Genomic DNA, 11,798 nt, shown 5'->3' on the forward strand with positions numbered 1-11,798 from the left:
GAGGTACCAGGTATGGCCAACAGCAATACTGAGAAAAACGGCGGCGCGCGCCCTTCCGAAGCACCCGGCGCTGGGCGGCAGGCAGTCCTCAGCGTCCGGAAATCCTCAGGTCCCACCCGGGGAGTGGCCCTGGTCCTGCACGGGGGCAAATCCCAAAGCCGTGAGCCGGTGGAGGCCAGGCACCTTAGTCCGGCACGGATGGTGCCTTTCGCCTGGCATCTGCACCGGTCCGGGCGGAAGCACGGGCTGGCTGTGTGGTCGCTCCGCAACAGCGTTCGCGGCTGGAATGGCCAGGACATGTCTCCGCTGCAGGACGCCCGCTGGGCACTCGCCCGGATCCGGGAACAGCACCCGGATGTGCCCGTGTTCCTGGTAGGCCATTCCATGGGCGGGCTCACGGCTGTGATCGCCGCGGACCACCCGGGCGTGGAAGCCGTCGTCGCCCTTGCCCCCTGGCTCAACCCTGCAACTCCCACGTCCGGCGTGGCCAACCGCAAGGTGCTCATTGTGCACGGAACCACGGACAGGTGGACCAGCGCCTCGGCGTCCCTGCTGTTCGCCCGGCGTGCCTCTGCCGAGGCCGCCAGCATGCAGTACGTTGCCCTCAGGGGTGCCGGCCACTTCATGCTCCGCAAGGTCGGGGTGTGGCAGACGCTGACTACCGGTTTTGTGATGAAGGCCTTTTCCGAAAGCATTGGGGCGGAGCTTCCCCTGCCTGCGGACTACAGCAGGCTACTGCCGGAATCGGCCGTCCAGGTCACCCTCTAGACCCGTTCCCCCGGATTCGGCCCGTACTTCCCAACGAGGTAGCGCTAAGTGTCGTTATGAGGCTTCAAAACGACACTTAGCGCTACCTGGTCGGGGTTGGGCGGGGCTAGTCCGAAACCACCAGGGTTTCCGCGCCCGCCAGGCGTGCCTTGCCGTTCTCGAGCAGGGGTTCGACGGCGGCGCGGAGGGCAGTCATGGAATCGTCCAGTTCCAGCATGACCGGGTGCTGGTACGCGATCAGCGAGAGCATGTCGCGCACGGCTTCCGCAGCGTCGTCCGCCGCGAGGGCGGGCTCGTGGCCAACGAAGACGTCCGTGGGCGTTTCCGCCGCGGCATCCTCCTGGCCAGGTGCCGCGTCCGGATTGGCCGGCGCCGCGTAGCTCACGGCGAAGGCCCGGATCCGGCCCTTCTTGCTGGGTGCAACGCCTGCCCCGAAAGCCGACTCAGGCTGGGCCCGCAGCACGATTGCGCCGTGGGCGCCGGTGAGGTCGTCCAGGAAGAGCTTCTGCACCTGGCCCATTGACAGGACCCCAGGGGAATCCCAGTCGTGGATGGAGGTGTAGTACCTGCCCACAACGTCGGTCAGTTCCACGGAGCCCGTGGCCAGGTCCATCACGACGTCGGAGCCTGCGTTCTCGTCGTTGGCCGGCCCCCAGCCGTCGTCCTTGGCCGGGAACACCGGCAGCCGCAGGGCTCCCGGTTCAATGACCACCAAACGGGAACGCTGGATGGGTTCCAGCTCGAAAGCCTCCACGAAGGCGGCACCCGGGGTGCCCGGCTCCACCTTGGCGCGGAGCCTGGTAACGCCCGACGGCGAGTGTTCAGCTTCACGGCGCAGCATCGCCAGGAGCGTGGCACCGATGCCGGCGCGCCGGTGGTCCCGTGCCACCTCGATGTAGGCCCAGAGCCGTTCGGGATGCAGGGAAGCTTCGTAGACGACGCCGGCGGCAACCGGAATCCCGACGCCGTCGATCACGTCCTCGGCCACGATGCAGCGCCGCCACGGCGTGCCGTTGGTACCGGCGGAGGAAAGTGCCAGCGCGCCACGGAACTGGCGGGCCTGGTGGGTTTCCGGGTCGCCCCAGATTTCCAGCAGCGCCAGGTCGTCACCTTCCCGCCATTCGCGGTATTCGATGGCCATGGCTAGGCGCCGATCAGGCGTGCGGCCAGGTAGCCTTCCACCTTGTCCAGGGAGACGCGTTCCTGGCTCATGGTGTCCCGCTCGCGGATGGTCACGGCCTGGTCCTCGAGGGTGTCGAAGTCCACGGTGATGCAGAACGGGGTGCCGATTTCGTCCTGGCGGCGGTAGCGGCGTCCGATGGCGCCGGCGTCGTCGAAGTCGATGTTCCAGTTCTTGCGCAGCTGGGCGCCGAGGTCCTTGGCCTTCGGGGACAGGTCCTCGTTGCGGCTCAGCGGCAGGACGGCGGCCTTGACCGGCGCCAGGCGCGGATCCAGCTTCAGGACGGTGCGGACGTCCACGCCCCCCTTGGCGTTGGGAGCCTCGTCCTCGGTGTAGGCGTCCACCAGGAACGCCATGAAGGAGCGGGTCAGGCCTGCGGCGGGCTCGATCACGTACGGGGTGTAGCGCTCGTTGGTGGCCTGGTTGAAGTAGCTCAGGTCCGTGCCGGAGGCCTTGGCGTGGGTGGAGAGGTCAAAGTCGGTGCGGTTGGCGATGCCCTCCAGCTCGCCCCATTCGGAGCCCTGGAAGCCGAAGCGGTACTCAATGTCCGTAGTGCCCTTGGAGTAGTGGCTCAGCTTTTCCTGCGGGTGCTCAAAGAAGCGCAGGTTTTCCTCCCGGATGCCCAGGCCCGTGTACCAGGCCATGCGCTCCTTCATCCAGTACTGGTGCCATTCCTCATCCGTGCCGGGCTCCACGAAGAACTCCATTTCCATCTGCTCGAACTCGCGGGTGCGGAAGATGAAGTTGCCCGGGGTGATCTCGTTGCGGAAGGACTTGCCGATCTGGCCGATGCCGAACGGCGGCTTCTTCCGGGAGGTGGTGAGCACGTTGTTGAAGTTCACGAAGATGCCCTGTGCCGTTTCGGGGCGCAGGTAGTGCAGGCCCTCTTCGCTGGCAACGGGACCCAGGTAGGTCTTGAGCAGGCCGGAGAACTCCTGCGGCTCGGTCCATTCGCCGCGGGTGCCGCAGTTGGCGCAGGCGATGTCCTTGAGGCCGTTTTCGGCGGGGCGGCCCTTCTTTTCCTCGTACTCTTCCTCGAGGTGGTCCGCGCGGTAGCGCTTGTGGCAGGAGAGGCACTCCACCAGCGGATCGGAGAAGACCTCCACGTGGCCGGAGGCTTCCCAGACCTGGCGGGGCAGGATGACGGACGAATCCAGGCCCACCACGTCCTCGCGGCCGCGGACCATGGACTGCCACCACTGGCGCTTGATGTTTTCCTTCAGTTCGGCGCCGAGGGGCCCGTAGTCCCAAGCAGAGCGCGAACCTCCGTAAATCTCACCGGCCTGGAACACGAATCCCCTGCGCTTGGAGAGGGAGATGACCTGGTCGAGTACGGATTTTGCTGCCATGGGGGTAACTCCAATTTCTACAGGGCCGCTGGGTGCGGTCCGCGGTTTCTGGCCCCGGCGAAGCCAGCGGCGGGATACCTCTGGCTGCACGGCGGGGCGGGTGAAGGAAAGTGCGAAAAGCTGCGTGTACCAGCCTACCGGCCGCTACCTGCCCGGATGCTACCTGCGCAGGCGTTATCTGCGCAGGTGTTATCTGCGGAGCGCGCCCCTGGGCCAGGGCAGGGTGGCCAGGATGATGGCGGCGAGGGTAAGGACTGTGCCCAGGACCGTGGCCGGAGCCACGATTGTTCCCGGAGCCGGCAGCACCACGTCGAGGGCGAGCGAGCCCAGCAGTTGCCCGGCGATCATGCCCAGCCCGGTGACCAGCACGCCCAGGCTCCGGACCAGCAGCGCGCCGAGGCCGATGAACACGCATCCCATGGGGCCGCCAAGGTAGTACCACCACTCGGCGGGCAGCGGGTTCCCGGGTCCGGCCACGGAAACCTTGACCGCGTAGGCAGTCCACAGCACAACGGAACCCGCAACGAAATTCACCAGCGTGGCGGCGATCGGTGTTCCGTAATGCATGGTGGCGGTCCCGTTCATGGCCTGCTGGAAGCTCATCAGGAACCCTGCCGCCACGGGCAGGAGGAGTGGAACCAGGAGTGCCGCGGGGCCGCCGAGTCCTGCGCCGCCGTCGGCCGCCATTCCCGGGGTGCCGCCTGACGCCGCGAACCGGGGTGACACAGCCCAGGCGACGGCGGCGATGGTCAGGAGGCACCCGATGACCCGGATGGCAGTCACCGACTTCCGGCCGGCCGGTCCAATACCGAGCTTGTCCACCAGCAGGCCGCTGACGGTCTGGCCGGTGACAGTTGCCACGGTGAAGAGGGCGACGCCGAGGATGCCAATCGTGAAGGACTGGGCGAAGACGAACAGCGCACCGATGCCGCCGGCCAGAACATAGATGCGTGGAAACGCCCTGCTGCGGACCGCGGGCAGGATCCGCGCAAGGCCGGCCCGGCCCCGCGGCAGGAGCAGCGAGATCAGGATCATCACCACCAGCCCAGTGCTGAAGCTCACCACCGCGGCGGCGATGCCGTCATTGAGACGGGTGCCGAGGGCGCCGTTAATCCGGCCCTGGACTGGAATGGCGAGGCCCGCGCCCACCGCGAGTGAAAGGCCTGCGAGCAGCGGCAGGCGGGGGCTGGAAGTCATTGAATTAACCCTACGTCAGGCATCATTGCTTGTATGAGCAATGTTGAAGAGATCACCATCCGCGACAGCATGATCCGCCTGGGCCAGCTGCTGAAGCTCGCCAACCTGGTGGAGGACGGTGTGGAGGCGGCGGAGCTCATCAAGAACGGTCTCGTCAAGGTCAACGGAGAGATCGACGACCGCCGCGGCCGGCAGCTCCACAATGGCGACACCGTGACTGTGAACGGCCAGACTGTGAAGGTCGCCGCGCCGGAGGCCTGACCGCCACCACAGGGCAGGAAGACAGGCAGGGCAGGCGGGCCTCCGGCGCCCGGCGGGCCGCCAAAGCCGCCGCCCGCCGTCGTACGTTCTATTTCTTCAGGACCTCATGCGTGAGGAACTCGCCCACGTGCCCGATCTCCTGCTGGTTGATCCCGTGCCACATGCCTGTGTAGAGCACCTTGGTGAGCTTGACGTGCTTGCGGACCCAGGCCATGGTGAAGTCGATCTTGTCCGGGGTGATCACGGGGTCCTGCTGGTCCCGGCCCCAGAACATGGGCACGGTGCCGTCCAGCTCGCTGTCCCGGAAGCTGGGATCGTCGCCGGCGTCCACCACGAAGCCTGAGAGTCCGACGACGGCGGCGAAGTCGGTGGGCCGCTGCCGCAGCAGGGTGGTGGCCATGGCCATGCCCATCGAGAAGCCGAGCAGGGTTACCGACGGGTGCCCCACCCGGATGGCGTCGATCCACTCGAGCACGTAGGCCGATGCCTCCTTGACGCGGTCCAGCGAGTAGTCGATGGACGCCGTGAGCGGGAACCAGGTGAAGCCCGGGCCCATGGCGATGGGGGCGCGGACGGACGCTACGGCAAAGCCGCCCGGCAGCATGTCGGCCAGGCTCAGCAGGTCCTGTTCGTTCGCGCCGTAGCCGTGCAGGAGCACCAGCAAGGGCTTGCCATCACGCTGGTCCTCCGGATGGGACCACAGGACAACAGGGGCAGGAAATACTTCGGCGTCAGTCATGGTTTCCATTCATACCAGTTACCCACAGGTAACTACCTACGTTGGCGTAGCCAGGGAAGCGAAAGGCAGGATAGGACCGTGAGTGACACAAGCGCCATCGAAACCCCATCCATGACCGCCGGCTCCCACCCTTGGAGCCGGTATGTGGCCATGGGTGACTCCTTTACCGAAGGCATCGGGGACCCCGAACCCTCAAGCCCGGGCGGGTTCCGCGGCTGGGCGGACCGCGTTGCCGAGGAACTGGGCCGGACCCAGCCGGACTTCGCCTATGCCAACCTTGCCGTCCGCGGCCGGCTGCTGCAGCAGATCGTGGATCAGCAGCTCGCCCCGTGCCTTGCGCTGAAGCCTGACCTGGTCACCCTGTCGGCGGGCGGAAACGACCTGCTGCGGCGGGGCGGGGATCCCGATGTCCTCGCCGCGAAGCTCGATTCGGTGGTGCAGATCCTGACGATGGGCGGCGCCACGGTGGTGCTGTTCAACGGCCCGGACACCGGCACGTCCGTGCTCGGCAGGATCCGCAGCAAGGTTGCCATCTACAACGAGAACCTGCGGACTGTCGCCGCCCGACACGACGCCGTCATTGCGGACATGTGGTCGCTCCGCCAGCTCAGCGATCCCCAGATGTGGGACGAGGACCGGCTTCACTTCTCGCCCCTGGGCCACCACACCATTGCCGCCATGGTGCTGGATTCGCTGAACGTGGAGCACACCCTGCAGCCCCTCCAGCCCAAGCCGTTCCCGGCCCGGAGCTGGCGGGAGGCCCGTTCCGGCGACCTGGTGTGGGCCCGCCAGTACTTTGTGCCGTGGGTGCTGCGCCGGCTGCGCAACCAGTCGTCCGGGGACGGCATTACGGCAAAACGGCCGACGCCGGGCCCCGTCTTTGGTCCGGGCGTTCCGCTGGGATCCGGCGAGGGTCCGCTGGGGTCGGCAGCCGGCATCCGGAACTAAGCCCGGTATTAACGCGCCGGGGTTAAGCTGGAGGGACACACACGAGAGGCTTAGCACCGTGAGCAACCTGTTTTTCTGGATCATCATCCTGTCATTCGTGATTCCGATGGCCATGCGGATGTACCGGAAGTCTGTGGCCCGCCGGGACCAGGAGCAAACCTTCTCGGGACGGTACCCGGACCAGTTCCCGGGCTCCGGGCAGTTCCCCGGGCCGGGGGGCTTTGGCTCGAACGGTCCGCAGAGCAAGCAGCCCCGGGACGGCTTCACCCAGCAGGATTACCTCGCGGGCGGCTTCCGCCAAATCGGGCAGCCGGCGCCGCTGCCGCCCAGCCAGCCCCTGCCCCCAATCCAGCCCATCCCGCCGGTCCCGCCCGCGGACCAGCAGTTTCCGCCGTACGGGCAGCAGCCTTACGGACAGCAGCCGTACGGGCAGCAACCGTACGGTCAAAACCAGCGCGAAGAAGCCCCGCAGCAGCCCGCTGCCCCCGCCACTCCCCCGCCGCCGTCGGCCCCGCAGGGGTTCCGGGCGCGCAAGCTCGCGGAACTGGACCAGCAGTACAGCAACGGGGAACTGTCCGTTGAGGAGTACATGGCCCGCCGCAGCGAGATCATGGACGGCTAGGGCACAACGGGCGTCCGTCCGATCAGTCGACCCGCTGGCTCAGTCCACCTGGGGGAAGCCCAAGTCGATGACTGATGTTGCCGGGTCCGGCCAGCGGGTGGTCACTACCTTGCCGCGGGTGTAGAACCGGATGCTGTCCGGCCCGTACATGTGGGTGTCACCGAACAGGGAGTTCTTCCAGCCGCCGAAGGAGAAGGTGCCCACCGGCACCGGAATGGGCACATTGACGCCCACCATCCCGGCTTCGACGTCGAACTCGAACTGCCGCGCCGCCCCGCCGTCGCGGGTGAAAATGGCAACCCCGTTGCCGAACTCGTTGTCGTTGACCAGGCGGACGGCGTCACTGTAGCTGTCCACCCGGACCACGGACAGGACGGGGCCGAAGATCTCGTCGTCGTAGACCTTCATGCCGGGCTTGACGTGGTCCACCAGGCTGACGCCGATGAAGAACCCGTTCGAGTCGAACTGCTGGGACCGGCCGTCCACAACCACCGTGGCCCCCTCGCTTTCGGCGCCGGCAACGTAGGAGGCAACCTTCTCGCGGTGTTCCGCGGTGATCAGCGGACCCATCTGCGAGGCCGGATCCGTGCCGGGGCCGATCTTCAGGGTGGCCATCCGGCTCTTGATGGCAGCCACGAGGTCATCGGCGATGTTGCCGACGGCGACGAGCACGCTCACCGCCATGCAGCGCTCACCCGCAGAGCCGTAGGCGGCGGAGATGGCGGCGTCGGCTGCCATGTCCAGGTCCGCATCCGGCAGGACAACCATGTGGTTCTTGGCGCCGCCAAGGGCCTGGACCCGTTTGCCGTGGTCGGCTGCACGCTTGTAGATCGATTGTGCAATGGGTGTGGAGCCAACGAAGCTGACTGCTTTGACATCCCGGTGCTTGAGCAGGGTGTCCACGGCTTCCTTGTCACCCTGGACCACGTTCAGCACCCCGGCCGGAAGCCCTGCCTCCGCGAAGACCTCCGCGATGAACACGGCAGAGGACGGATCCTTCTCGCTGGGTTTCAAAAGCACAGTGTTGCCGCACGCCAGGGCGCTGCCGATCATCCACAGCGGCACCATGGCCGGAAAGTTGAACGGCGTAATACAGGCCACCACGCCCACGGGCTGCCGGACGGAGTGGACATCCACACCGCTGGACACCTGCTCGGAGCGTTCTCCCTTGAGCATGTGGGACAGGCCGGTGGCGAACTCGATGTTCTCAAGGCCACGGGAGATCTCCCCTTCGGCATCGGAGAGAACTTTGCCATGCTCGCTGGTCAGGATGGCGGCGAGTTCGGACTTGCGCTCATTAAGGATTTCGCGGACACGGAAAAAGATGTTGGTCCGTTTGGCGAGGCTCGCCGCCCGCCACGCCGGCAGCGCGGCTTTGGCCGCGGCAATGGCTTCCTCCACCCTGGCCGCGGAGGCCAGCGCCACCTGCTTTTCCTGCTCGCCGGTGGCGGGATTGAAGACGGGGCCGAAGCGCTCGGCATCGGTGACGCGGCTGCCGTTGATGTAATGCGGAATGGTGTGCACGAAGGTCTCTTTCCAGGGCGTTCAGATGGCTGTGGCGTGGACGGCGGGTTCGCGGAGGCAGCTACTTCGCTGCATCGAGCGAGCCGTCGGCAAGCTTGATGATCATGGAGCAGTCCTTGCCGGCGTCACCGGCATCAATGAGGCGCTGGTACAGCTGCTGCACATGCCTGCCGATTTCGAGCGGCGTTCCCGTGTCCTCAGCGGCGCTGATGGCCAGTCCGATGTCCTTGTTCGCCAGTTCTGCGGTGAACGTGGGTGCGAAGCCGTTGTTGGATGCTGCGGTGGGAACCACACCCGGTACGGGGTACCAGGTGCGCAGGGCCCAGCTGTCTCCGGAGGAAACCGAGGCGATGTCCCAGAAGACTTTCTTGTCCAGGCCCAGCCTGTCCGCCAGCACGGCGCCCTCTGCAGTGGACGCCAGGTTGATCAGGAGCATCAGGTTGTTGCAGATCTTGGCCGCCTGCCCCGTGGTGGGTCCTCCGGTGGGGATGGTGTTCGCGGCCATCGGCGCGATGAAGCGGCTGGCGTCGGCCACAGCGTCCGGTTCGCCGCCCACCATAAACGTCAGCGTTCCTGCCTTGGCGCCGCTCATCCCGCCCGACACCGGGGCGTCGACGAAGCGGAAGCCGGCGGCAGCGGCGGCGTCGTGCAGTTCCTTTGCGGCTGCGATGTCGATGGTGGAGGAATCGATGAGGAGGGTGCGCGTATCGGCGTGCGCCAACACCCCATCTCCGCCCAGGTAGACCGCCTTGGCGTGCTCGCCTTTCGGAAGCATGGTGAACACGGCGTCCGCGCCCGCAACGGCCTCGGCGATGCTCCCCGCGGGCTTGACCCCACCGGCCTCTGCTGCGGCCAGGGCTGCCGGGTTGAGGTCGAACCCCCTCACGTCATGCCCGGCCTTTGCCAGGTTCGCCGACATGGACCCGCCCATGTTCCCCAAACCAATCCAACCGATTACTGCCATGGCATAAGCTCCTTTGCTGTGTCTCCGGCCGGCGGCCGTAAAGTCTGTGTCCACCATCACACCCCGCTATAGTGCAATCAAGGCAAAAAATCACAGATGGCATGTGCACTGATGCACATCCGTGGGAGGCAGGCATGGCGCAGCTACCGAGTCCGGACGACCTGCTGATCCTGCTGACAGTAGCCCGGCTGGGGCGTTTCAACGCCGTCGCCGAAACGCTGGGCACAACGCACACCACCATTTCGCGCCGGATCCTGGCCCTCGACAGGCAGCTGGGCGGCCGCACCCTGGAGCGCAGCCCGCACGGGTGGGAACTGACGGAGCTCGGAGCTTCGGCCGTCGCCGCGGCGGAACGGATTGAGGAAACACTCGGTTCACTGGCCGCTGCCACAAGCCAGGACCGGGACGCCCTGTCCGGCATGGTGCGCATCAGCACCTCGGACGGTTTCGGCGCCGAATTCGTGACACCGGCGCTGGTCCGCCTGCAGCAGCGGCATCCACTGCTGAACGTGGAGATGTTGAGCGCCACGCGCAGGGTCAGCCAGAACCGCTCCGGCGTGGACCTTGAAGTGGTGGTGGGCCGCACCGACGTGAGCAACGCCCAGACCATCTTCCTGACCAACTACTTCCTCCGGCTTTACGCCAGCCCCGCCTACGCGGCAGAGCGCGGCCTGCCGGAAACGCCCGACGGCGTGGGGCAGCACGGCTTCGTCTCTTACGTTGAGTCGGCGCTCCAGGTAGCTGAACTGGGGCACCGGTCCTCGCAGCTGCCGATGCCGAAGTCCAGCTTCCAGGCGACGAGCATCCTTGCCCAGGTAGAGGCGGTGCGCCGGGGCGCCGGGATCGGGCTGCTGCCGAACTTCATGGTGGCCCGCAACCCGGACTTCGTTCCGGTGCTCCCCGATGCGTTCCAGCGCCAGGTCCCCATCTGGGCAGTGGCCCGCCCGGAGTCGCTGCGGTCCGCCCGGGTGCAGGCCGTGATCGGTGCCCTTCAGCACGAGGTGGCGGAGCGCCAGGATCTGCTGGCCGCCTGAGCTGCTGACAGCTTCGGTGGTGGACGCCGTGGTAGTGGACGCCGGACCGGTGTTACGCCTGGAAGAGCCGCCTCACCACCTGCCCGGCGGCGAGCGCGTCGAGGCCTTCGTTGATCTCCGCCAGGGGCCTGGTATCCGTGTGCAGCAGCTCAACGGGTAGCCGGCCCTCGCGCCAGTACCCCAGGTAGAGGGGAATGTCCCGGTCCGGTACGGCGTCGCCCATGTAGGAGCCCAGCAGCCGCTTGCCCGCGCCGGCAAACTGCAGCGCAGGTACCGTCAGCTCTGCGGTGGGGTGCGGCAGGCCGACGGAGACCACCGCGCCACCCCTCGTCACATGCCCCAGACAGGACGCAATCACCCGGGCCGAGCCCACGGCCTCGACCGCGATGTCCACACCGTCACCGGCGGCTTCCGCGATCAGGCGGGTGACGTCCTCCGGGGTCCCCACCGCGGTTGCCCCACACTTCATGGCAGGTCCGTGCTTGGCCTTGTTCGGATCAATGGCAATGACGGCGGAGGCACCGGCGAGCGCGGCAGCCATGACGGCCGAAAGCCCCACCGCGCCGAGCCCGAAGACGGCTACAGACTGGCCTTCCTGGATGGCGGCCGTGTTGAGGACGGCTCCCATTCCGGTGAGCACGGCGCAACCGAACATCGCCGCGACCGTGTCGGGGACGTCGTCGTCGATCACCACCACTGATTCGCGGGCCACCACCGCGTAATCCGCGAAGGCAGAAACCCCCAGGTGGTGGTTGATCCGCTCCCCCGCAGGCGTGCGCAGCAGCGCCCCGCCGTGCAGAAGGTCACCGGAGCCGTTAACCTCCGCGGCCCGGTGGCAGAGCGCGGGCCGGCCCGCCAGGCAGGCACGGCAGGAACCGCAGCTGGGGACGAAAACGAGGACGACGTGGTCCCCCACTGCAACGTCGGTGACGCCCTCACCCACCGCCGCCACCCGCCCTACGGCCTCGTGCCCCAGCGCCATGGGAAGCGGCCGGACGCGGGATCCGTCCACCACCGAAAGGTCAGAGTGGCAGAGGCTGGAGTAGGTGACGGTGACACCCAGCTCGCCGGCGCGGGGTTCGGGACGCTTGAGTTCCTGGACCACCAGGGGCTGCGCTTCGGCGTAGCTGGTGCCAGGAGGAACTGTGGAATAGAGGACTGCTGCTCGCATGGTGTTCCTGACTTTATGTTTGTTGACAGGCAGCTGCCCGG

12 protein-coding genes are annotated in these 11,798 nt (G+C 67.0%); 5 read left to right on the plus strand and 7 right to left on the minus strand.

What is annotated here, in order from left to right:
- The first annotated feature begins 12 nt into the window (after positions 1–12).
- Positions 13–768 carry an alpha/beta hydrolase gene (locus IEX33_RS17340; protein ID WP_188732176.1) on the plus strand — a complete coding sequence of 252 codons (756 nt, stop codon included), beginning with the start codon at positions 13–15 and terminating at the stop codon, positions 766–768.
- A gap of 106 nt (positions 769–874) precedes the next feature.
- Here IEX33_RS17340 and IEX33_RS17345 read toward each other — a convergent pair whose 3' ends face one another.
- The 3 genes from IEX33_RS17345 to IEX33_RS17355 all read right to left on the minus strand — a co-directional run bounded on the left by IEX33_RS17345 (position 875) and on the right by IEX33_RS17355 (position 4,494).
- Positions 875–1,909, minus strand: coding sequence for a GNAT family N-acetyltransferase (locus tag IEX33_RS17345; RefSeq protein WP_188732177.1), 1,035 nt, complete (start codon positions 1,907–1,909; stop codon positions 875–877).
- 2 nt (positions 1,910–1,911) lie between these two features.
- Positions 1,912–3,297, minus strand: a complete 1,386-nt coding sequence (locus tag IEX33_RS17350; RefSeq protein ID WP_104185255.1) for a glycine--tRNA ligase — start codon at positions 3,295–3,297, stop codon at positions 1,912–1,914.
- 189 nt (positions 3,298–3,486) lie between these two features.
- The gene (locus tag IEX33_RS17355; RefSeq protein ID WP_188732178.1) at positions 3,487–4,494 is read right to left on the minus strand and encodes a DMT family transporter; all 1,008 of its coding nucleotides are present in this window, start codon (positions 4,492–4,494) and stop codon (positions 3,487–3,489) included.
- Between the two features lie 33 nt (positions 4,495–4,527).
- Between IEX33_RS17355 and IEX33_RS17360 the strand changes: the two genes are divergently transcribed.
- On the plus strand, positions 4,528–4,755 hold the full coding sequence (locus IEX33_RS17360; RefSeq protein ID WP_104185257.1) for an RNA-binding S4 domain-containing protein: 228 nt from the start codon (positions 4,528–4,530) through the stop codon (positions 4,753–4,755).
- Between the two features lie 88 nt (positions 4,756–4,843).
- Here IEX33_RS17360 and IEX33_RS17365 read toward each other — a convergent pair whose 3' ends face one another.
- Entirely contained in the window at positions 4,844–5,494 is a 651-nt protein-coding gene (locus IEX33_RS17365; protein WP_104185258.1) for an alpha/beta hydrolase, read from the minus strand.
- A gap of 78 nt (positions 5,495–5,572) precedes the next feature.
- Between IEX33_RS17365 and IEX33_RS17370 the strand changes: the two genes are divergently transcribed.
- The gene (locus IEX33_RS17370) at positions 5,573–6,442 is read left to right on the plus strand and encodes an SGNH/GDSL hydrolase family protein (protein ID WP_377090147.1); all 870 of its coding nucleotides are present in this window, start codon (positions 5,573–5,575) and stop codon (positions 6,440–6,442) included.
- A gap of 58 nt (positions 6,443–6,500) precedes the next feature.
- Positions 6,501–7,064: an SHOCT domain-containing protein gene (locus IEX33_RS17375; protein WP_188732179.1), complete on the plus strand. Its 564-nt coding sequence runs from the start codon at positions 6,501–6,503 to the stop codon at positions 7,062–7,064.
- 39 nt (positions 7,065–7,103) lie between these two features.
- Here IEX33_RS17375 and IEX33_RS17380 read toward each other — a convergent pair whose 3' ends face one another.
- Both IEX33_RS17380 and mmsB read right to left on the minus strand, forming a co-directional pair.
- A complete protein-coding gene (locus IEX33_RS17380) occupies positions 7,104–8,588 on the minus strand; it encodes a CoA-acylating methylmalonate-semialdehyde dehydrogenase (protein ID WP_188732180.1) in 1,485 nt (494 codons plus the stop codon).
- Between the two features lie 61 nt (positions 8,589–8,649).
- On the minus strand, positions 8,650–9,552 hold the full coding sequence (mmsB, locus tag IEX33_RS17385; protein WP_188732181.1) for a 3-hydroxyisobutyrate dehydrogenase: 903 nt from the start codon (positions 9,550–9,552) through the stop codon (positions 8,650–8,652).
- Between the two features lie 134 nt (positions 9,553–9,686).
- Here mmsB and IEX33_RS17390 point away from each other — a divergent pair, with 134 nt between their 5' ends.
- A complete protein-coding gene (locus IEX33_RS17390) occupies positions 9,687–10,586 on the plus strand; it encodes a LysR family transcriptional regulator (protein WP_188732182.1) in 900 nt (299 codons plus the stop codon).
- A 52-nt stretch (positions 10,587–10,638) separates the two neighbouring features.
- Here IEX33_RS17390 and IEX33_RS17395 read toward each other — a convergent pair whose 3' ends face one another.
- Positions 10,639–11,757 carry an alcohol dehydrogenase catalytic domain-containing protein gene (locus IEX33_RS17395; protein ID WP_188732183.1) on the minus strand — a complete coding sequence of 373 codons (1,119 nt, stop codon included), beginning with the start codon at positions 11,755–11,757 and terminating at the stop codon, positions 10,639–10,641.
- Positions 11,758–11,798 lie beyond the last annotated feature (41 nt).

The sequence above is a fragment of the Pseudarthrobacter scleromae genome (genome assembly GCF_014644515.1).
GTDB lineage: Bacteria > Actinomycetota > Actinomycetes > Actinomycetales > Micrococcaceae > Arthrobacter > Arthrobacter scleromae.